This is a genomic window from Planococcus sp. YIM B11945 (assembly GCF_050864155.1).
Lineage (GTDB): Bacteria > Bacillota > Bacilli > Bacillales_A > Planococcaceae > Planococcus.
Genome location: NZ_JBOZWR010000007.1, coordinates 334,999 through 357,079, shown reverse-complemented (window position 1 = coordinate 357,079; position 22,081 = coordinate 334,999). Strand labels below are relative to the sequence as shown.

Genomic DNA, 22,081 nt, shown 5'->3' with positions numbered 1-22,081 from the left:
AGTGTTATAAAACCCAGCTTCAGCTGCGGCAATGTTGTTGAAGGCTATAGCAATCGACGCCACATCCTAAAAACAGCACACGCAGGACGGTAGGGTGGGAAAAACTCCAATCGTTTAATTTACTAAAGTTGGAACAACTTTCATCAAATTATGAAGACCCGTTAACAATTCAATGAATTGTTGATGGGTCTTTTTTAATCATTAAATAGCAAAATCAATGATTAAATTTTTTTTGAAAGAATATTTAAAAAATAAAAACGGGATGAGGAATAGGTATGATACAATCTTTTTAACTAATTTCCGAATTTCATCACTCGTCTTAATTGAAAGCTAGGCACTTCGCATCTCAGGCAATAAGCTAAAGTGAAATAGTTTAGGGATTGATTTAGGGAAAGGGTGTTTGGGATGAAAAAGTATGTGGCGGAATTTATAGGTACTTTTATTTTGGTATTCGTGGGTACGGGCTCAGCAGTTGTTTTGGGCGGCTACACAGGCGGGACGGACACAGGATTTCTTGGGGTTCTTGCCATTGCATTCGCCTTTGGTCTTTCAATTGTGGCGGGTGCTTATGCCATCGGCCATATTTCGGGGTGCCACGTAAACCCTGCAGTTTCGCTCGCCGTGTTGATTTCGGGAAATATAACGGTTAAAGAATTTGGCGGGTATGTAATTGCGCAATTAGTAGGGGCATTCGCGGCAAGCTCTCTCCTTGCTTTGGTCAATTCAAGTTCTACAAGTTTGGAAGGGTATGGCGCAAACGGATATGGAGAGTTAAGTGCGGTAGGGTTAAATCTGACAGGTGCTCTTATCGTCGAAGTCGTTCTTACCTTTATCTTCGTATTGGCCATTCTGGGAGTGACTTCAAGCAAGTCAACTTCTCATATGGCAGGAATTGTGATTGGGTTGACTCTGACACTCGTACATATCATTGGCATCCCGTTGACTGGCACTTCCGTAAATCCGGCAAGAAGCCTAGCTCCAGCTGTTTTTGCTGGCGGCGATGCACTGGTTCAAGTGTGGGTATTCATTGCTGCGCCTCTTGTTGGAGCAGCTCTTGCAGCCCTTATTTTTAAATCATTCTTTACTGTAAAAGAAGAAACCGGAATTGAAGTAGCTGGTGAGTCTGGAATCGATGGAGCTGGAAACTAAAGAATAAACTTTAAGGGGTGGAGCTCATGATCACTTTGTTTCGCTATAACTGGAATGTCAGAGAAGACTGGTTTACTTGGTGTGAGCAATTGCCAAGCGAGGAATTGCTTCGGCAACGAACTGGGGGGCTTGGAAGTATTCTGCATAATCTTTTTCATATTGTGGATGTGGAATACAGTTGGATTAATTTTCTTCAAGACAAACCGGAATTCGAAGAACCCTTTAGCAATTATCAAAGCCTTGAACAAGTAAAGGCCTTATCTGATGCTTTTCATGTTGAAGTAAAAGCATTTCTGGATGGCTGGTCGAATGAGATGGAGAATCATACAGTCACTGAGATTCGAGAGAACGGACAGACAACAAAGTTTACCCATGGTGAAATTTTGCGCCACGTGATTGCTCATGAAATCCATCACATTGGCCAGTTATCTGTATGGTCGAGAGAATTAGGCAGAAAACCGGTGACTGCGAATTTAATTGGAAGAGGGCTATTTGAAAATTAAGTGAGCCTTATGCAAACTAAAGGGTTCACGAGAACCGATTCTAAAATAAAGCGCTCTTCTCTTTTTGAGAGTCGACGCTTTTTTGATTGCCTAAACTTGGTCTCCCGCAGAGTGCGATTAAGTTTCTAATTCCATGCCATCCCGTGTTATAATAAGGAACTTAGGATGATTACGACTTTGCTCATAATTGAACGGACGCAACTGCCTCCGCCTACCAATAAACGATAGAGGTGCAACAGAATGAATAAACGATGGACGATCGATAAAATCAGGGAATTTGTAGAGAAGAATTCGGACAGCAAATTGCTTTCAACGGAATATCACGGATTTTCGCAAAAGCTGCTGTTCAAATGTTCATGCGGCAACAACTTTGAAAAGACCTTCACGAAGTTCAACAAGAACAACCAGCGCAAATGCGACGTTTGCCAGCCGCCGAAAGAACCACGCGGCGTCTAATAATTAAAACAGCACCGATTTCCTTTCAACGGAATCGGTGCTGTTTTAGTTTATATCGTGATAGGAATGCAAAGTTGTTCAATGACTATTATTAAGACGAGCTTGATTAATGAGAACCGTCATTTCCCTTGGCCTTATTCGTAATGATAAATCCCTCGTTTGGAACAGTCATGTATTGCACAGAAACCCCGTCAAGAAGCTCTTCTCTGGAATCGAGAAGCACAGGAATGCCGCTTTCGGTCTGAACCACTTCGTCATGTTCTCCTTTAACGTCCAATCCTAACCCATAATGAGCATGATCCGCATGTTTGTGGGTGACTGCAATCCGCAGCATTTTTCCTTGGCCTTGTTCTGAAGCAAGAACTTCGTTAATGACTTTTGCCGCCATTTTGTTTATTGTGCATTTCATATAGAAAACGACCTTTCTGATAAAAGTTTTTAGTTTGGCCATCCTAATCTGCCAGATAACTTGTTTCAATGAGTCTAATTATAACGCAACCCACCTGGTTAAATGTATAGAAACACTTAAAAGAACAAGGCTCGTATTTTCAGGGAAGAAGAGTTGGCGAGTCGCTGCAGGTGCAAATCAAGTGGCTTTAGTTTCAGCAGAAGATTTGGAGAAAGTGAAACGACTTAACAAAATTGGCCGCCTATCCTTTTTAAAGGGGAGAGGCGGCCGGTTTCTATTTTTTAAAAGCCCGTCTCAATGCATCAACATACTGCGTAGCTGCAGTTTGGCTAATTGCAGCATTGGGTGCCAGCATATCAAAGCCGTGGAAACAGCCGGGGTAAAGATGAAACTCCGTCGGGACACCGGCTTGGGAAAGTTTGGTTACGTATTCCAAGGTTTCGTCTCGAAACGGGTCCAAATCGCCGACGCATGTATAAGTTGGCGGCAGGCCCTCGAACGTTTCAGCGCGAGCTGGGGCAGCAAAAGGAGAAACCTCGCCTCCATAACTGTCCCCGAGATACGCTGACCAACCGTGGATATTCTTTTCTTTGTTCCAAACGCGTTCATCGGAAATTTCTTGACTGGATTTTGTCATGATGCGGTCGTCGATCATTGGATAAAGCGGCATTTGAAACGAAATTGCAGGGCCGTTCCGGTCTCTGGCCAGCAAGGAAACAGAAGCGGTCAATCCACCGCCGGCACTGGCTCCAGCTACCGCGATGCGGGAAGCATCAACGCCTAAACTATCCGCATGTTCCGCAAACCATTTCAAAGCGGCATAACAATCTTCGACGGGTCCCGGGAATGTTGTTTCAGGTGCTAAGCGATAATCGACAGAAACAACCACACAATTGGCTTCCGTTACAAAACGCTGGCATAAGCCGTCATCCATTTCTGGGATGCCAATCAAATAACCGCCGCCGTGGATCCACAACAATCCAGGCAGCTGCTGGTGTTTATCAACCGGCTCGTAAATTTTGATGCGGACTTCAGGATCTCCGGGCGGACCGGGAATCAATTTATCGTGTGTAGAAACAGCTTCGTGATGTTGGGGATTGGACAGAAGCACTTCGTTCATTGTACTTCGAATAATGGCTAGACTTTCAGGGGTGATAGGCGAAGCTGGCAGAACCGAAAACATGTCTTTTAAATCCGGATGTACTTTTTCTTCCATAAGAAATCCCCCTCATTCATGTTTAAGTGCGGGAAAACAATACAATAAAAATATAAGCCTCTCTACTTGTTTAAGTCAATATATATTTTAAATATTCAAAAATTTTAAGGTTTAAAGTAAGGGGAAGCGCAGCAAACTCAGCAAGAAGAACAACTCCAAATATGCTATTATTAGGGGTGGATAAACAAACGTGGCCCAATTGAATTTAGTTTTACAGGAGGATACTAATGGATAACAACGATTTATTAATCAGGCTCCGATACGCCTTGGACATAAAAAATAACGACATGGTCGAAATTTTTAAACTCGGCGGCATCGAGCTGACAAAAGAAGAAGTGCTGAAGGTGTTGACGAAATCACCCGAGAGCGATGACGAAGCAGATGGCATTTGGGAAGCGCCGGAAAACGAAGGCCACATCAAAGCTGACAACGCAATGTTTGAATCGTTTTTGAACGGCTTGATTGTTTTCAAACGAGGCCGCCAAGAAGGACAGCCGGCAACGCCGCCGCTGACGAACGAACCGTCTAAAAACCTGCTGTTGAAAAAAGTGAAAATTGCGCTGCAGTTGACGAGCGAGGACATGCTGGAGATTTTGCAGCTGGCTGGCGTCACCGTGACGAAAAGCGAGATGAGTGCCATGCTGCGCAAGCAAGGACACAAGAACTACAGCGTAACCGGCGACCGGTATGCACGGAATTTCTTGAAGGGTTTGGCAATTAAGTACCGGAAATAAATAAAAATTCAAGTGAATGCAGCATGAATTACTATGGCCAGTATTTTTGCAAATGCGGATAGTATTTCACCAATTCCGGACAGTAAACAGAAAAAGAGAGCAGCTCACGATGAGCCGCTCTCTTTTATTCGTTGACTTTGTACGTGAAATAATCAAAATCAGCAGGCAAGTTGCTGCCGGATGTGTCTTGGCATTGCATGCCGACAAATGCACCGGTGAAGAAGCCGCCGCCTTGGATGTAATCATCGGACAATTTGTGTGAACCAAACTTGATCGGGATCAAGTTCCAGTTAGCGCCGTCAAACGAATACGAGTATTGATAGACGTCTGCGTTGACGTCCACTTTCATGTATACCGATTTGATGTCTTCTGGAATGGCGATTTCTTCGCCTTGCAGCGGTTGGTCGAATGCGAAGTTGTCGCATGTCATGATGTCCAAGATGCGTCCTTTTTCTTCATTCCATGTGATTTGAAGCGCCGTCCAGTTCTCGGTGTTGTAGTAATTGACGAGGCCCGCCGCTTGCTGGAACGTGTCAGGATTGAACGCCACTTTCGTTTCCGCGGTAAAGTGGAAATGCTGCCAGCGTCTTGCGACGAAAGCTTGTGTGAATTTTGATGTCAACGACTCTCTGCCTCGGATGCGCAAGTGGCCAGGGTTTTCTTTCAACGACACGATGTTTTCGCCTAACGGAATGCGCAAGGTTTGGAAATGCGGGTTCAAAGTTTCGGAATCGAAATCGTCTTTTTCCGGGAAGTCTGCATCCCACTCAACTTCTTCGATTGCAGGCCCTTCGATTTGGAGCGAAGGCTGGTTGCCGCCAACCACGAATGGCCAGTCGTTTTTCCATTCCAAGCGTTGGATTGCAGTTTCGCGGCCAAGCGGGCAGAAGCCGCGCGGATCAAGAAGGGCTTGTCCTGCTCGCGACAACGGGCGGCCCGTTAAGTGAACCAAGAACCATTCATCGGTATGCGTATGGACAATCGATGCGTGTCCGGATTTTTGAAGCGGGTTTCTCGGTGAGAAGAACGATGTGATCAACGGGTTTTCCGGATGCACTTCGTATGGCCCGCGCAACTCTTTCGAGCGAGCGACCGTTGCTTGATGGTCGTATTTTGTTCCACCTTCAGCAGTCAATAAATAATAATACTCGCCGATTTTATACAGATGCGGCGCTTCCGTCAGCATCACATCCGTGCCTTTGAAAATGATTTCTGCTTTGCCGACCAGTTTTTGTTCTTCTACGCTGTATTCCTGCAGGGCGATGCCATAAAAATTGTGGTTGCCCATACGGTGATCCCAGTTCATGTTGACCAAGTATTTTTTTCCGGATTCGTCATGGAAAAGGGAAGGGTCGAATCCTGAACTGTTCAAATAAATCGGCTCAGACCATTCGCCGTCGATGGTGTCGCATGTCACCAAGTAGTTGTGGCAATCTTTCCATTGGCCTTCAGTTACTTTGACATCTGTGAAAATCAGCCAAAATTGGCCGGCGCTATATGAAAGGGCAGGAGCCCAAACGCCGCCTGAATTTGGATTTCCCATCATATTCAATTGGCTGAGGCGATTCAATGGACGGGAAGCCAAACGCCAGTTTTTTAAATCCTTGGAATGGTAAATGCCAACGCCTGGAAACCATTCAAAAGTGGAAACCGCGATGTAATAATCTTCTCCTACACGGCAAATGCTTGGATCCGGATTGAATCCAGGTAAAATAGGGTTTTGAATAAGGGTCAATGTGCTCCATCCTTTGCATAGTGGTTTTCCTTCCGCCTACCTATAAGCAAGTTTGGGGTTTACGGGTTCTATGTAAGTGCTTTCAAAAGTGGGGAAGGATGAAAGTAGAGTGGGACGTTTCCGATTGCATCTCTAAATAATCAGAATCATACAACACTCTAATCGATCATACACTACTTAGTTTGATAAGCAAACAAAGTATGCCGAATGGATTTTGAATTCCTTACCATTAATAAAAGAAAGTTATAAGATTAAACTTTTGGGCTGCATGCTGACGCTTAAAAAGTTTTCAATGGAAAAAGCGGCCACGCCGAGTGCAGCCGAAAGGGTGGACAGCTCGGAAAAATTAATTTGCAGTTCACTTTGCTGGAACCACAACGCCTGGCTAGCCACTCGCTTGTTCAACGCTTCTTCTAGCCATTTATTAGAAGACGCCATGCGGTTGCCAATGATGACTTGTTCCGGGTTGAACGTGTTGATGATGTTGTTGATGCCGACGCCTAAGTAATTTCCGGTTTCATTGAACAGCTCAATCACTTGCTGATTGCCGGAGTCCGCGAGCGTTACCAAATTTGCCAAGTTCAGTTCTTCGTTTTCTGGGAGCGAGAGGTCCAATTTTTCAGCTTTAGCGAGCAGCGCTTGTTCAGACGCATACAATTCCCAGCAGCCTTGATTGCCGCAACGGCATTTCGGGCCGTCCACTTGAATCGTCATATGTCCCAGTTCTCCCGAAAAGCCATTCGAGCCTTTGTACAAAAATCCGTTTAAGATCAAGCCGACGCCGATTCCGATGCCCGCGCTGACGTAAATGATGTTTTCGCAGTCTTTGCCAGCGCCAAAGCGTTTTTCGCCGTAAGCCCCTGCATTCGCTTCGTTTTCGATGATGACGGGCAAACCGTATTTTGTTTCAAGAACCGTTTTCAAGTTAATATTTTTCCAGTTCAAGTTGGGAGCGAGCAAAATGTCTCCGCTTTTATCGACGATTCCCGGTACTCCGACGCCGATGCCGATAATGCCGTGAGGGCTCTCAGGAGCTGCGGCGGTAAGAAAATCAATAACGTCCATCAGTTTCTGTTCAATTTCCGAATAGGATAGATTTTTAAACGACAGTTCTTTTTGTTTAAATATATTGCCGTTCAAATCCGTTAAAACGCCGAGCATATAATTGACGCCAAGGTCGATGCCAATCGTATAGCCAGCGGCGCCGTTAAACAGCAGCATGACAGGGCGTCTGCCGCCGCTCGATTTGCCTGGTCCCAGTTCATAAATCAAATGGTCTTCCAATAAGTCGGTTACTAAAGACGAAACGGTGCCTTTATTCAACCCGGTCTCGCTGGCGACTGCTGCTCTTGAAATCGGGCATTGGTTTTTGATCATTTCCAACACGAGGGACTTGTTGCCTTCTTTGACGACGTGATGGTTCCACGTCCTGGTTTCTCTCATATTCATTCGCTTCAGCTCTTTCTCTGTTTTTTCTTAATTCTAACAAATAAAAAAAAGATTAGTAACAAACTCAGTTTTATTTTAAAACCTTCGTATTCACCGGAGCGGAAAAATAGTGAAGATCCGCGTCTTTGCGGGTTTTATTGAAGCCTGCAGCCCCATTATACCTTAAAAATAAAACTTTGTTTATCCACTAGACTAACGAATATCGGTTTGCTATAATGAAAACGCATACAACAATCTGACAATTGTTGTAACAATAGAACGCATTGGGGGAGAAAATTCAATGGTTAAAAAGAAAACGCTTACAGTTTTATTATCCGCTGTGGTTTCATCGTTATTGTTAGTAGGCTGTTCATCAGATTCAGGCGATTCATCAAGTGCAAGTGGGGATACTGAAATTCAATTTATGCACTTATGGCCAGAAGGAAGTTCGAAAAAACATTTCGACGTAGTCAACGACATTATCGCGGATTATGAAAAAGAGCACGATGGCGTTAAAGTTGATCTTGAAGTTTTAAGCAATGAACAATATAAAGATAAATTGCGCGTCCTATCTACATCTAAAGAATTGCCGGATGTCGGCCTTACATGGTCAGCAGGATTCTTAGAGCCTTATGTTGGCGGCAACATGTTTGCACCATTAGATGACGTAATCGAATCAGATTTGAAAGATGCGTTTGTTCCAGGAACTGCAGAAGCATATGCCCTAGACGGCAAAACTTACGGCCTTCCATTGGAATTGAATATCGTTTCTATTTACTATAATGAGCAACTGTTTAAAGACAACGGCATTGAAGTGCCATCTACTTACGAAGATTTGATTGCTGCATCAAAAGCGTTCAGAGACAAAGGCGTTCAGCCGATTGCTCTAGGAAACCGCGACTCTTGGACAGGTTCTATGTGGTACATGTACTTAGCAGACCGCATCGGCGGAGCTGATACATTGAACAAAGCGATCGACCGTTCTGGAAGCTTTGAAGATCCGGCTCTAGTCGATGCAGCGAAAGAAGTGCAAAACCTTGTAGATTCTGGCGCATTTGTTGATGGATTCAACGGCCTTGCAGATGAAGAAGCGAAGAGCATGTTCATGAGCGGCCAAACGCCGATGTACATGATCGCAACTTGGGACCTTCCAAACTTCACGACAAATGAAGATGTACCACAAGAATTCAGAGATTCTGTTAAATACATGAACTTCCCGACTGTTAAAGGCCAAGGCGACATGAACAGCTTTGTTGGCGGACCTGGAGTTGGATTATTCGTTGCGGAAGATTCAGAAGTTAAAGAAGACGCTAAAGACTTTGCCGCTTTCTTTGTTAAAGAGTGGGGCGAAAAAGCTGTTTCTGAAGCGGGTGTAATTCCTGCTACGAAAGTAGATGCCGATTCACTTGAACTTCCACAAATGTACAAAGACATTTTGGGCGAACTTAACAACGCTTCCAACATCACATTGTTTGCAGACGTTCAAATGAGCCCGGATGTAGCACAAGTTCACCTTGATGCCGTCCAAGCACTTTTCGGAAAAGAAATGACGCCTGAAGAGTTTGCGAAAAAACACGAAGAAGCTCTTTCAAAAGAGTAAGCAGTAAAATAGCTATATAAGTTGAACTTAACTTTTTGGGTTGCTGATATTCCGCAAAACAGCTGCGCTTTCCGCGGGCTCGCGCCGAACTAACTCGGGCTTTTTGCCCGAGTGGATTTCGGCACTTCGCTATCCCGCAGGCAAGTATTGGCTGAAGGAAGTGAGGCCAATACTTTGCGACGAAGCGCAGCGCGCTGCAGGAGCAGTAGGGTTTCTCCGTTGTTTTGCTCCATATCTTCTAGCTTGCTAGCAGTAATAGAGCCAGTATGCTGGTGATCTCTTCTAGGAGTAAGAAATCTCTTAGCTTCGGCGCGTCCACGGGCTAGGCGAAGCCAGGAGACGGGTGTTCTTCCCGGCTCGTGGCGAGAGCCATGCCCAAAGCGTCCGAAGCGGCTTAATAATAATCGATTTCTTTAGTTCAACTTATATAGTGTGAAACCAGATTAAAAAAGAGGGGACGTCCTTAAGTTGGGCCGTCCTCTTCTACTTTTAAGAAAATGGGGTTGAATAAAATGAACAAAGTTATGTCTAACAAGATGTTTATCGCATTTTATATCGCACCGGCCCTGTTATTGGTCTCTGTATTGATTTTCATTCCGCTAATCCTTTCGGGGTATTACGGATTAATGGACTGGGACGGCATTGGTGCCAAAACATTTGTTGGTTTAGAGAATTATATTAATGGAGTTCAGGACAAGCTTTTCTGGAGCAGTGCCTATCATTCGTTTTTGCTGGCCATCTTCTCGACATTGAGTTTAGTCGTTTACCTTGTCGTATCCTTTATCCTTGCTTCAAAAATTAAAGGCTCTGATTTTTTAAGAAAAATTTACTTGATCCCAATGCTTTTGTCTTCTGTAGCCATTGCACAGCTTTGGGTCAAAATGTACAACCCGTCAAACGGGATGCTGAATGAATTTTTGCGATTGATCGGTGTGGAAAATCCGCCTCAGTGGCTGGCTAATCCGGCCATCGTCTTGTTTGCGATTTTTGTGCCTATCCTTTGGCAATATGCCGGTTTCTACATATTGATTTATTACGCAGCATTAAAGAACATTCCGGAATCGCTGATTGAAGCGGCCCGCATTGACGGGGCATCCGCAATGCAAATTGCGACCCGCATCAAATTGCCGTTGATCAAAGAAGTGGTCAGCGTGACGATTGTCCTGGCGATTGTCGGATCTCTGAAATACTTTGACTTGATCTATGTTATGACGGCTGGCGGCCCGAACGGAGCCAGTGAAGTGATGGCGTCGTATATGTATAAATTGGCCTTCTCGAGCTACAACTTCGGATACGGAAGCGCAATTGGCTTCTTGTTGCTGATCATTACGTTGATTGTGACGCTGATTGTCCGCAAAGTGACTGAAACAAAAGAAAGAATCGAATATTAAAAGGAGGTTTGTTTAATGAATCGCATTGGTTACTTTTTTCTCTACTTGAGTTTGATCGTCGTGGCATTATTTCAAATCCTCCCGCTAATTTGGCTGTTCCTGTTTTCGCTAAAAAGCAACTCGGAAATTTTTGCCGGCTCGCCATTTTCATTGCCGAGTGAATTCAGATGGGAAAACTACCAAAAAGTATGGGATGGCGGAATTGCCACGTATTTCTTTAACAGTGTCTGGATTACCGTTGCAGCAATTATCTTAACAGTGTTGTTTGCGAGCATGGCGGCTTTTGCCATCACGCGCATGAGATGGAAATTAAGCGGCTTGGTGCTAGGCATGTTTATGCTTGGTTTGATGATTCCAATCCACTCTGCTTTGATCCCGCTTTACAGCATGTTCTTAAGCGTCGACATGATCGACAACCCGCTGACGATCGTCTTGACTTACACAGCGTATAACTTGCCGATTACGTTGATGATTTTATTAGGCTTTTATTACACATTGCCGCATGAAATCGAAGAAGCGGCTGTCATTGACGGCTGTTCGGTCAACCGGATGTTTTTCCGCATCATTTTGCCGATGACCACGCCAATCATGGCAACAACGGTCGTCATCAACATGATCTACAACTGGAACGAATTTGTGTTCGTCAACACGTTCATCTCTTCGGAAAAATACAAAACCTTGACTGTTGGCATCCAGAACTTTATCGGCCAGTACATGACCGATTGGGGCGCAATTGGTGCAACGTTGATCATCAGTGTATTGCCGATCATCATCGCGTTCATCTTCTTCAGCAATAAAGTCGTTGAAGGAATTTCGTCAAGCGCAGTTAAAGGATAAGCAAACAAAAAAGCTTCACCGAGCAGGAGAATGGCCCCTGCTCGGTGAAGCTTTTTCAATGAATGGAATTAACCAGGCAAACTTTCAGTCTGGCTGCTGGCTTTATTAAACGCATGAAGGGCAAACCGCATCGTCAGAAATGCATAGACGCTTCCGCCGAAGATGACCACCAACGGAGGCACCAAGCTCATAAAGTAATAAAGCGGCACTAAGGTCAACAAAATCAGGAGGTTGTTGAGCGGATTGATCAGCATGAGCAAAAAGGAGTTTTTGATGACGCTGCGCACGTTAACGTCGTAATGGACGAAACTTGGAAACAAGTAAAACAAAAATAAGGCGAACAACAACATGAACGCGAACAACGGAGCATATGTCCACGACAACAAATCATTGCTATTGGACTGGATAAACAAAATGTCCGCTGCAATAAGTGCGGTGATGAGCGTGACAAACACGCCAAGCAAATTGCTTTTCCAAAACTCTTGCCGGTAATAGCCCCAAAACATTTGGAACAACGGAAGATCGGTTTCGCCTTTCAGCCATTGGCGCGCAACGGCATACATCGCCGTGGTCGAAGGGAAGAAGCCGAGGACGACTCCACCGAAAAGCGTAAAGATAATCCACAGCAAGTTGAGATACGCAAAGCGGGTGATCCACTCTAAAATATTATAAATAAAACTGCTCGCAGCATTCATTGATTTAACCGTCCTTGTTTTATTGATTTCAACTATATAAGTTGAACTAAAGAATGTGCTTTCTATAACCCGCTTCGGTCGCTTTGGGCAGGACTCCCGCAATAAGCCGAGAAGCCCACTCGTCTTATTGCTTCGCCTCGCCCTTGGACGCGCCGAAGCTAAGTGATATCTTAATACCATAAGAAACCACCTATAGTATTTCTATATTACTGCTAATTAGCTGGAAGATATAGAGCAAAACAGCGGAGACTCCCGCAGGAAAGCGCAGCTGGTTTGCGGAATATCGACAAGTTGGAATCATTAGTCAACTTATATAATAGTCGTTTATTTAAATAATCCTGTAATGATCCATGACTGAACCAATAAAAGCATACACCATCCAATAAAAAAAGGTCACTATTTCGTTTGATGAAATTTCTAAGAGGGTGTTTTATTAAACCTTTGTTTAACTAATAGACAAACTAATTATAACTTGTTATAGTTATTTTGTAAGCCTTTTCATTTATTTTTCGGATTTATTACATAAACACCCAATCGACTATTATTATTAGGAGGCAAAAAAGATGGTTTATTTCCAAAACGTCGACAAAATTAAGTTTGAAGGTGCAACATCTAAAAATCCTTACGCATTCAAATTTTATAACCCGGAAGAAGTTGTAGGCGGCAAGACAATGGAAGAAATCTTGCGTTATGCGGTTTCTTATTGGCATACATTCACGATGGACGGTTCGGATCCTTTCGGTGCCGGCACTATGCAGCGTTCATGGGACAAATTCAGCGAAATGGATTTGGCAAAAGCACGCGTTGAAGCTTCATTTGAATTTTACGACAAACTGGATGTTCCGTTTTTCTGCTTCCACGATGTGGATATCGCACCAGAAGGCAGCACGTTAAGAGAAACAAACCAAAACTTGGATGCCATCGTTAGCATGATCAAAGATTATTCGAAAGACAGCAAAGCGAAATTGCTTTGGAACACTGCGAATAACTTTACACACCCGCGCTTTGTGCATGGGGCAGCAACTTCAAGCAATGCAGATGTGTTTGCTTATTCGGCAGCAAAAGTGAAAAAAGGCTTGGAAATCGGCAAAGAGCTTGGCGCACAGAACTATGTATTCTGGGGCGGCCGCGAAGGCTACGAAACGCTGCTTAACACAGACATGAAATTGGAACTGGACAACTTGGGCCGCTTTTACCACATGGCGGTTGAGTACGCGAATGAAATCGGCTTTGACGCGCAGTTCTTGATCGAACCAAAACCAAAAGAGCCAACAACTCACCAATACGATTACGATGTGGCCACAGCCCACGCGTTCTTGCAAAACTACGGACTTGCAGACAAATTCAAATTCAACATCGAAGCGAACCACGCAACACTTGCGGGGCACACATTCGAACACGAACTTCACTATGCACGCATCAACAATATGCTTGGATCAGTTGACGCCAACCAAGGCGATCCGCTTCTTGGCTGGGATACGGATGAATTCCCGACAGACCTTTGGACAACAACGCTTGCGATGCACGAAATCCTTAAAAACGGCGGACTTGGCCGCGGCGGCTTGAACTTCGACGCGAAAGTGCGCCGAGGATCATTTGAACAGGAAGACTTGTTCCACGCACACATCGCCGGAATGGACGCTTTCGCAGTCGGCTTGCGCGTTGCCCAAAACTTGATCGACGACAAAGTATTGGAAAACGTTGTGGACGAGCGCTACAAAACATTCACTGAAGGCATCGGGGTTGATATCGTTTCTGGAAACACAGATTTCCACAAACTTGAAGAGCATGCAATGGGCTTAACGGATATCAAACAAACTTCAGGGCGTCTGGAATTGACTAAAGCTACAATCAACCAATATTTATTGCAAGCTTTCGCAACTGCGAACGTACGTTAATCCAGTTTTTATAGTAGGAGAGCTGTCGCTATGAAATATGTTATAGGCGTAGATTTAGGAACAAGTGCGGTCAAAATTTTGCTCGTCAACCAGCAAGGGGACGTGGTGAAGACCGTATCAAAACCGTATCCGCTGATCCAAGAGAAAACCGGATACAGCGAACAAAATCCACAGGAATGGGTCGATCAAACAACTGCTGGGTTGCTGGATCTCCTAAAAGATTTTGATGGCAATAAAGAAGACATCGAAGGCATCAGCTTTTCCGGGCAAATGCACGGGCTTGTTTTGCTTGATGAACACAACGAAGTGCTGCGCCCGGCCATTCTTTGGAACGATACGCGCACAACGGCCCAGTGCCAGCGCATTTACGATGTTGTAGGCGAAGAGCGTTTGCTCGCCATCACGAAAAACCCGGCGCTTGAAGGGTTTACGCTTCCGAAAATTTTGTGGGTCCAGGAATTTGAACCGGCAATTTTCGCTAAAGCCAAATCCTTCGTGTTGCCGAAAGATTATTTGCGCTTCAAAATGACGAACCAGCTGCAAATGGAATATTCCGATGCAGCCGGAACGCTGCTTTTGGACATCAGCAAAAAAGAGTGGAGCACGGAGCTTTGCGAATTGCTTAGCCTGGATCCGGCTCTTTGCCCGCCGCTTGTTTATTCGCATGAGGAAGTGGGAACGGTAACTCCTGCATTTGCAGCAGCATCGGGCCTTGCCGAATCAACGCGGGTGTTTGCGGGAGGCGCTGACAATGCGTGCGGCGCAATCGGTGCCGGCATTTTGGAAGATGGCAAAACGCTTTGCAGCATCGGGACTTCAGGTGTCGTATTGTCGTATGAAGCAAGTGATGACAAAGATTTCGGCGGCAAAGTCCACTATTTTAATCACGCTGCACCTGATGATTTTTACACGATGGGCGTAACGCTTGCGGCAGGCTATAGCTTGACATGGTTTAAAGAAACATTTGCACCGGATGAATCATTTGATGATTTATTGAAAGAAATCGCGACAGTGCCGGCCGGGTCGAACGGTTTGCTGTTCACGCCTTATTTGGTTGGGGAACGCACGCCGCACGCCGATGCAGCCATACGTGCCAGCTTTATCGGCATGGACAGCTCGCATCGCCGGAAAGATTTTGCCCGCGCAGTTTTGGAAGGCATCACGTTTTCGTTGAACGAATCGATCGAGCTTTTCCGCCAGCATGGCAAAAAGATTGATACAATCGTCTCAATCGGCGGCGGTGCACAGAACGAAGACTGGCTTCAAATGCAGGCGGATATTTTCAATGCGAAAATCGTCCGGCTGACAAGCGAACAAGGTCCGGGCATGGGAGCTGCGATGCTTGCGGCATACGGCAGTGGTTGGTTTAAATCCTTGCAGGCATGCGCGGACGCATTTTTGCAGGAAGACAAACAGTTCCAGCCGAACAAAGAAGCTGTCGCAACTTATCAAAAGATGTTCGCAATTTACCAGGATGTTTACGGGCAAACGAAAGAGTTGAACAAAAAGCTTTTAGAATTCCGTAAATAAGGATATAGAATAAGAGCCTCAACTCATCGTTGGGGCTTTTATTGATAAAGTGACTTTTAAGAAGAAATTCATTTAAATTAGAAGGGTGAGGTGCAGACAATGAATTATCGGCAAATCGGCAAGACAGATTTAAAGGTAAGTGAATTGAGTTTTGGCACATGGGCAATCGGTGGATCGTGGGGAACGACAGACGATCAGGAATCACTTCGGGCATTGGATTACGCGATGGATCATGGCGTAAACTTTTTCGATACGGCTGATGTGTACGGCGACGGCCATGCGGAAGAGCTGCTCGCAAAAGCGACAAAAGGCAAGCACGACAAGATTCACGTGGCCACTAAATTTTGCCGGGCGGGAGACATTTACGACCCAGCCAACTATTCGATGGAAAGCGTCTCGAAATTTGCAGAAGCCAGCTTGAAGCGGCTCGGCCGCGAACAACTGGATTTATTTCAAATCCATTGCCCGCCGATCGACATTTTGCGGGACGGCCAAGTGTTTGATGTGTTGAACCGGCTGAAAGAACAAGGGAAAATCCGTTACTACGGCGTCAGCGTTGAAACGGTGGAAGAAGGGCTGTTGTGCCTGGAAAACCCGAACATCAGCAGTCTGCAAGTGATTTTTAACTTATTCCGCCAAAAACCGCTGGAAGAATTGTTCCCGAAAGCGCAAGAACAAGGCGTCGGCTTATTGGCGCGCGTACCGCTCGCGAGTGGCTTGCTGACAGGGAAATTTAAAAAGGATGCGCAATTTGAAGAAGACGACCACCGGAATTTCAACCGCGACGGTGCGGCATTTAATGTCGGCGAAACGTTTGCGGGATTGGAATTTAATAAAGGCGTCGAGCTGAGCGATCAATTGGCTTGGATTGCTGATAATAGAGGAAACAGAACTCGGGCTTCCTTAAAGTGGATTTTGGAACAAGAGGCCATTTCTACGGTGATTCCTGGATTTAAAAATGTTGCGCAAGTTGAAGATAATTTACAAGCGCTGAACGCGGCATCTTTCACTGAGGAAGAATTGCAGCGATTGGCTGAGTTTTACAAGCAAGAAGTGCATTCAGAAATCAGAGGACCTTATTAAAAGAAAACCGCTAAGGAATGCAATTCCTTTAGCGGTTTTTGGACTTGCGACGATAAAGGAGAAATTCATTTGAAAAAAATTCGTTGGGGAATTATCAGTACGGCAAATATTGCACTCACACAAGTGATCCCGGCAATCCTGCGGGCGGACAATGCGGAACTTTCAGCAATCGCCAGCCGCGGAGCAAAAGTCCACGCTGTGGCAGAACGTTTTGGGATACCGAAAGCGTATGAGAGCTATGACGCGTTGCTGAACGATCCCGATATCGATGCGGTCTATATTCCGCTGCCAAATCACTTGCACAAACAATGGGTGTTCGAAGCAGCGAAGCATGGCAAGCACGTCCTTTGCGAAAAGCCGGCTGCGCTGACGGCTGAAGAAGCCGAAGAAATGGTTGAAATGTGCCAAATGCAAAACCTTAAATTTATGGAAGCATTCATGTATCAATTGCACCCGCAGCATGCACGAGTCAAAGAAATCATCACTTCCGGCGAAATCGGCGAAGTGAAATTAATCAAATCGAGCCATTCGTTTCTTTTGGCAAACCGCGAAAGCGATATCCGGATGGACTTGGCCATGGGCGGAGGCAGCTTGTATGACGTCGGCTGCTATTCGATCCACATAGCCCGTTATTTAACAGAAGCAGAGCCTGTTCGTGTACAAGCGATTGGACAGCTGGATCCGAAAACGGGCGTGGACATGTCGGCGTTCGGGCATCTGACGTTTGAAAACGGCGTGCAAGCAGTCTTTGATTGCAGTTTTGACACAGCTCATCGGCAAGAATACGAAGTGGTTGGAACGCTTGGAACCATTCGCGTGCCTTTCGCGTTTCGCCCGGATACGAATGATGATGCCGGGGTAATCATGATCAGAACAAATGACCAGTTGCGGGAAGAGCACGTTGAAGAGGACAGTTACCGGTTGGAAATCGAACAGTTTTCTGAATCCATCTTAACGGGCGGCGAACCGCCGATTAGCGGACAATCGACGGTTTTGAACATGCGGGTCATTGAAGCCTGCTTGGAATCGATTGGAAAAGCCGGACAGCAGATAATGATGAACGAATACAAGAGCGCCAGTTCCTGATATACGGGAACCGGCGCTTTTCCTTTTGGGGGCTTTTGATTAGAAGTGGTACACTTGAAACGATGATTTTCATTTAAAGCAGAAGAAACAATCAAGGAGGAAATGAGATGTATCCCTTAAACATTTTGGATTATTCGCCGATTGACGAGGGATCTACAGCACGCGAGGCTTTATTGAATACGACAAAGCTTGCGCAAAGAGCAGAGGCGCTTGGCTATCACCGCTTTTGGGTGGCGGAGCATCACCAAGTGTTTTCAGTTGCCGGCAGCACGCCGGAAATGCTGATGATGCATTTGGCCACGTCAACCAGCACCATCCGCATCGGTTCAGGCGGCGTCATGCTGCCGCATTACAGCTCGTACAAAGTGGCGGAGAATTTCCGCATGCTCGAAGCGCTTCATCCGAATCGGATCGACCTCGGCATCGGCCGCTCCCGCAGCTACCGGATCGTCAATCAGGCATTGAACGAATCAAAAGGCATTAAAGTATCTTATGAACAGCAAGTGCAGGATCTGCAAAAATACCTGACCGATAATATAGAAGAAAAGCATCGCTTCCAGGAATTGATTGCCACTCCGGAAATCAAAACGGCGCCGGAAATTTGGATGCTTGGAACAGGCGGAGAAAGTGCGGAAATGGCGGCGGCGAATGGCACCGCGTATGCCTATGCCCATTTTGCGAAGCCCTCGGCAGAAGGAGTGGAAGCGGTGGCGAATTACCGGAAACAATTTCAGCCATCTGTGCTGTTGAAAGAGCCGAAAGTGATGATTGCCCTGTTTGCAGTTGTGGCAGAAACGGCGGAAGAAGCGGAAGAAATTGCAAAGGCATTCGACCTTTGGCTGCTGTTTGTCGAATCAGCAACGCCGCCTCCGTATTACCCTTCGGTTGAAACAGCGAAAAAGCGCGGATTTAGCATCGCTGAACAAGAAAAAGTCACGCACAACCGCAACCGGATGATTGTCGGAGACGCTGAATTTGTGAAAAAAGAAATTGATAAGATAGTGGAGCTTTACGGGGCTGATGAAGTCACCGTCATTCCGAATATCTTCGGAGCGGAGAACCGAATGAAGGAAATTGAATTGTTGGCGAAGGCGTTTGAAATGTAGGGAGGCAAGAGGGCGGTGTGCGCCCTTTTGTTTCTTTTTTGTTTGGAGGAATTCATGTAGAAACGCGGAAACTGCATGTAGAAAGTGGAGAAGTGCTTGTTAAAGGATGAAAAGTGCATGATAAAACGTGGAAAGTGCGGGTTAAACTCTTCAAACTTCATGAAGCAAATATTTCCAGGTGAAATAAGCTGGTAGTAAGAGGCTTTTCGCACAGCGAAAAGCTTCCTTCTTTTGCATTTGGATTTTGGAGAGAGGAAAACTAGCAAATACGATAGAAACTTGAATAGTGCGTGTAGAAACTCGAATAATGCAGGTAGAAAACGAAAAACTTCATGAAGCAAATTTTCCCAGCTGAAATAACAAAAAAAGCTGTTCGCAATAGGCGGACAGCTTTCCTTTTTCAATGCCACATGAGATCATGCAGGCGTTTGGCACATAAGACGGTAAACTCGCGATTGGGATAATGCTCTTTCATTTGTTTGATTTGATCAGCGGAGAAATCGGCGGCATCTTCGAATGTCGCATGGTGGCCTATTTGCAAATGCGGCATGTACATAGGCGCTGACGTAGCTGTTATTTTAGCAAATAAGAATGTTTTATAGGGGAGCTTTTGTGATTTATCAACTTTGTTTTTATCTTCAATCAGGAGTTCGTTATCGGCGAAATAGGACAAGGTTTCGGAATGGATAATCCCGATACGCTTCATTACCCATAAATTCGTGTAACCCATGGGAATTTCCTCCCGCATTCGGTTGAGGATGTCGTCTACATGGCGTTCGAACATTTGAAAAGGGGTGCCGCGGTTTGTTAAGTAAACAAAATATGTACGATCGTCTTTCACATCTAGTAGTTGATTTTCCTGCATAAGATCTCCTCCAAATAAGGGCAAGTATGAAAGTCAGTTTCTTCAATTATATATGAAGGACGCCAATTTCACCCTTTTAAACGCAACACCAGCCAGCAAAATCTGCTGGCTGGTGTTTTATTAAAATGCTGCGTATTCCGGATCGGCCACTTTGACGAGCATCTTGCCAAGATTCGTTCCTTTGAATAAACCAAGGAACGCATCTGGCGTGTTTTCAAATCCTTCTTCAATCGTTTCCTCGTATTTCAATCGGCCTTCTTGCAGCCACTCGGCCAATTGTTTGGAACCTTCTTCAAATCGATCCGCGTAAATTCCAACCGTAAAGCCTTTCATCAACGCGCTTGTTTTGATCATATAAGACTGCAGACGCGGCCCAACGTCTTCACCTTCAGCGTTGTACGAAGAAATCGCGCCGCAAAGCGGGATGCGGGCATTGGTGTTCAACAGCTTGAATACTTCATCGGTCACCGTGCCGCCAACATTGTCGAAATAGACATCGACGCCGTTCGGTACGGCTTTGGCCAAATCGTCAGCGAACGACTCTTCTTTGTAATTGACCGCTTCATCAAAGCCGAGTTCGTTTTTCAAATAGGCGATTTTTTCTTCGCTGCCGGCAATGCCGACTACCCGTGCGCCTTTGATTTTGGCGATTTGGCCGACCGCAGAACCAACTGCACCCGCCGCACCGGAAACGACAACCGTTTCACCGGCCTGCGGTTTGCCGATGTCCAGCAAGCCGAAATATGCGGTTAGGCCGGTCATGCCAAGAATGCTGAGGTTCGCTGTTACCGGGGCGCCGTTTGGATCAATTTTCCGGATTTTCGAGTCGCTCACCCGGCTGTATTCAGCCCACTTCAGCGTGCCGGTCACCACATCGCCTTGCTTGAACTTGTCAGAACGCGACTCGACCACTTCTGCGATGCCGCCGCCGGCAATCGCTTTGTGCAGTTTAAATGGCGGGATATACGATTTGGCGTCTTGCATCCGTCCGCGCATATACGGGTCGACCGATAAATAAAGCGTCCGCAAGAGCACCTGATTTTCCTCCAATGAAGGGAGATCTGTTTCAATAAATTCAAAATCGTCTTTTGTCGGCATGCCTGTCGGGCGGTTTGCCAAATGGATTTCTTTTGTCTTTTTCGGGACCATGCTTATTCCTCCTCTAAATTTTTCCATATGGGGATTCAGCAAAAGCGTATCATCCTCCCATAAGATGGTCAAAGGATAAGGCAAACGGAAAAAGTGGGTTTTCACGTTCTAGTCCATAACACTCATATTGAAAAATAATTTAATCGCTGGTTGATTCTGAAAGCACTTTCATTTAAACTAACCATAAACCGATTTACTAAACCGATTTAGTAAAAACCGAATGACGATATGGTTGTTCTAGGAGGAAAGAAAGTGCCAAAAATTTCAGGTGTATTTACATTAGGGGATGCCTTGATTACATTCAATCCCTCAGAGACTGGCCCATTGCGCTATATTCCATCTTTTACACGCAAAGTTGGAGGCGCTGAACTGAATTTTGCAATTGGCTGTGCGCGTCTTGGTTTACCGATCAAATGGGCGAGCCGTTTAGGCGACGATGAATTTGGACGTGTCATTTATAATTTCGCGCGAGGCGAAGGTGTGGATATGTCTGAAGTGGAATTTGTTGAAAACTATCCGACATCATTGAATTTTAAGGAAATCCGCGAAGACGGTTCCGGAAAGACGTTTTATTACCGCCACCAATCGCCGATTCTGACGATGGAACCAGAAGACATCAAAGAAGAAATGTTTGAAGAAATTGGATTGGTCCACTTGACTGGCGTATTTTTGGCCATTGATCCAAAAAACTTGGCAATCACGAAACGGGTGCTGGAAATCGCTAAGAAAAAGGACATCCGCGTTTCGTTTGATCCAAATATTCGATTGAAGTTATGGTCGCTGGACCAAGCAAAAGCAGCTTATTTAGAAATTATGCCAGCGGTCGATATTTTGCTGACCGGTTTGGATGAAATAGAACAGATTCTTGGAGATGCCTCGCAGCAGACATTAGAACAGTTTGCAGAGAACATGTCAATTGGCCAACTCGTCATTAAAGACGGGGGCAATGGTTCACGTCTGTACCAAGAAAAAACCTGGTATTCAAAAGAAGCATTTAAGATAACACCCATTGATACCGTAGGAGCAGGGGACGGCTTTGATGCCGGCTTTATTTATTCCGTACTGAACGGCTTTTCTCCTGAAGTGGCGCTGGCATTCGCAAATGCGGTAGGCGCACTGGTCACAACGGTTTCCGGTGATAATGAAGGGCTGCCGTATGTAAAAGAAGTCTTGGCATTGCTAAACAATGAAAAAGTTATAGAACGATAATA

At 45.4% G+C, this 22,081-nt stretch carries 20 protein-coding genes; 13 read left to right on the top strand and 7 right to left on the bottom strand.

Going from position 1 to position 22,081, the window contains the following annotated elements:
* Nucleotides 1–405: 405 nt before the first annotated feature.
* The 3 genes from ACRRQV_RS15210 (at nt 406) to ACRRQV_RS15200 (ending at nt 2,108) form a co-directional block, all read left to right on the top strand.
* The gene (locus ACRRQV_RS15210; protein ID WP_432532379.1) at nt 406–1,149 is read left to right on the top strand and encodes an aquaporin; all 744 of its coding nucleotides are present in this window, start codon (nt 406–408) and stop codon (nt 1,147–1,149) included.
* 26 nt (nt 1,150–1,175) lie between these two features.
* Complete coding sequence (locus ACRRQV_RS15205; RefSeq protein ID WP_432532377.1) at nt 1,176–1,652, top strand: DinB family protein; 477 nt, start codon at nt 1,176–1,178, stop codon at nt 1,650–1,652.
* Between the two features lie 240 nt (nt 1,653–1,892).
* Nucleotides 1,893–2,108 (top strand): hypothetical protein, encoded by a 216-nt coding sequence (locus ACRRQV_RS15200; RefSeq protein WP_432532375.1) that lies wholly within the window; start codon nt 1,893–1,895, stop codon nt 2,106–2,108.
* A 106-nt stretch (nt 2,109–2,214) separates the two neighbouring features.
* Here ACRRQV_RS15200 and ACRRQV_RS15195 read toward each other — a convergent pair whose 3' ends face one another.
* A complete protein-coding gene (locus ACRRQV_RS15195) occupies nt 2,215–2,517 on the bottom strand; it encodes an iron-sulfur cluster assembly accessory protein (protein WP_432532373.1) in 303 nt (100 codons plus the stop codon).
* 274 nt (nt 2,518–2,791) lie between these two features.
* A complete protein-coding gene (locus tag ACRRQV_RS15190) occupies nt 2,792–3,733 on the bottom strand; it encodes an alpha/beta hydrolase (RefSeq protein WP_432532371.1) in 942 nt (313 codons plus the stop codon).
* 227 nt (nt 3,734–3,960) lie between these two features.
* Here ACRRQV_RS15190 and ACRRQV_RS15185 point away from each other — a divergent pair, with 227 nt between their 5' ends.
* A complete protein-coding gene (locus ACRRQV_RS15185) occupies nt 3,961–4,467 on the top strand; it encodes a DUF1456 family protein (RefSeq protein WP_432532369.1) in 507 nt (168 codons plus the stop codon).
* 124 nt (nt 4,468–4,591) lie between these two features.
* On the opposite strand, the gene ACRRQV_RS15180 is transcribed toward ACRRQV_RS15185, so the two are convergent.
* Nucleotides 4,592–6,202, bottom strand: coding sequence for a glycoside hydrolase family 43 protein (locus ACRRQV_RS15180; protein WP_432532367.1), 1,611 nt, complete (start codon nt 6,200–6,202; stop codon nt 4,592–4,594).
* Nucleotides 6,203–6,445: 243 nt separating this feature from the next.
* Nucleotides 6,446–7,645, bottom strand: a complete 1,200-nt coding sequence (locus ACRRQV_RS15175; RefSeq protein ID WP_432532365.1) for an ROK family protein — start codon at nt 7,643–7,645, stop codon at nt 6,446–6,448.
* Between the two features lie 286 nt (nt 7,646–7,931).
* On the opposite strand from ACRRQV_RS15175, the gene ACRRQV_RS15170 reads away from it, so the two are divergent.
* From ACRRQV_RS15170 to ACRRQV_RS15160, 3 genes are all read left to right on the top strand, one after another.
* Nucleotides 7,932–9,230, top strand: a complete 1,299-nt coding sequence (locus ACRRQV_RS15170; protein WP_432532363.1) for an extracellular solute-binding protein — start codon at nt 7,932–7,934, stop codon at nt 9,228–9,230.
* Between the two features lie 512 nt (nt 9,231–9,742).
* Nucleotides 9,743–10,621 (top strand): carbohydrate ABC transporter permease, encoded by an 879-nt coding sequence (locus ACRRQV_RS15165; RefSeq protein ID WP_432532361.1) that lies wholly within the window; start codon nt 9,743–9,745, stop codon nt 10,619–10,621.
* A gap of 15 nt (nt 10,622–10,636) precedes the next feature.
* Nucleotides 10,637–11,458, top strand: coding sequence for a carbohydrate ABC transporter permease (locus ACRRQV_RS15160; protein WP_432532359.1), 822 nt, complete (start codon nt 10,637–10,639; stop codon nt 11,456–11,458).
* 68 nt (nt 11,459–11,526) lie between these two features.
* Here ACRRQV_RS15160 and ACRRQV_RS15155 read toward each other — a convergent pair whose 3' ends face one another.
* On the bottom strand, nt 11,527–12,153 hold the full coding sequence (locus ACRRQV_RS15155) for a YesL family protein (protein ID WP_432532357.1): 627 nt from the start codon (nt 12,151–12,153) through the stop codon (nt 11,527–11,529).
* 563 nt (nt 12,154–12,716) lie between these two features.
* Here ACRRQV_RS15155 and xylA point away from each other — a divergent pair.
* From xylA to ACRRQV_RS15130, 5 genes are all read left to right on the top strand, one after another.
* A complete protein-coding gene (gene xylA, locus ACRRQV_RS15150) occupies nt 12,717–14,051 on the top strand; it encodes a xylose isomerase (RefSeq protein ID WP_432532355.1) in 1,335 nt (444 codons plus the stop codon).
* Between the two features lie 30 nt (nt 14,052–14,081).
* Nucleotides 14,082–15,581: a xylulokinase gene (xylB, locus tag ACRRQV_RS15145; RefSeq protein ID WP_432532353.1), complete on the top strand. Its 1,500-nt coding sequence runs from the start codon at nt 14,082–14,084 to the stop codon at nt 15,579–15,581.
* 99 nt (nt 15,582–15,680) lie between these two features.
* Nucleotides 15,681–16,664: an aldo/keto reductase gene (locus ACRRQV_RS15140; protein ID WP_432532351.1), complete on the top strand. Its 984-nt coding sequence runs from the start codon at nt 15,681–15,683 to the stop codon at nt 16,662–16,664.
* A 69-nt stretch (nt 16,665–16,733) separates the two neighbouring features.
* Nucleotides 16,734–17,750 (top strand): Gfo/Idh/MocA family protein, encoded by a 1,017-nt coding sequence (locus tag ACRRQV_RS15135; protein ID WP_432532349.1) that lies wholly within the window; start codon nt 16,734–16,736, stop codon nt 17,748–17,750.
* Nucleotides 17,751–17,857: 107 nt separating this feature from the next.
* A complete protein-coding gene (locus ACRRQV_RS15130) occupies nt 17,858–18,856 on the top strand; it encodes an LLM class flavin-dependent oxidoreductase (protein WP_432532347.1) in 999 nt (332 codons plus the stop codon).
* A gap of 400 nt (nt 18,857–19,256) precedes the next feature.
* Here the strand turns inward: ACRRQV_RS15130 and ACRRQV_RS15125 are convergent, their stop codons facing one another.
* A complete protein-coding gene (locus tag ACRRQV_RS15125) occupies nt 19,257–19,721 on the bottom strand; it encodes a hypothetical protein (protein ID WP_432532345.1) in 465 nt (154 codons plus the stop codon).
* A 120-nt stretch (nt 19,722–19,841) separates the two neighbouring features.
* Nucleotides 19,842–20,870 carry an NADP-dependent oxidoreductase gene (locus tag ACRRQV_RS15120; RefSeq protein ID WP_432532343.1) on the bottom strand — a complete coding sequence of 343 codons (1,029 nt, stop codon included), beginning with the start codon at nt 20,868–20,870 and terminating at the stop codon, nt 19,842–19,844.
* Between the two features lie 252 nt (nt 20,871–21,122).
* Here ACRRQV_RS15120 and ACRRQV_RS15115 point away from each other — a divergent pair, with 252 nt between their 5' ends.
* Complete coding sequence (locus ACRRQV_RS15115; RefSeq protein WP_432532341.1) at nt 21,123–22,079, top strand: sugar kinase; 957 nt, start codon at nt 21,123–21,125, stop codon at nt 22,077–22,079.
* Nucleotides 22,080–22,081 lie beyond the last annotated feature (2 nt).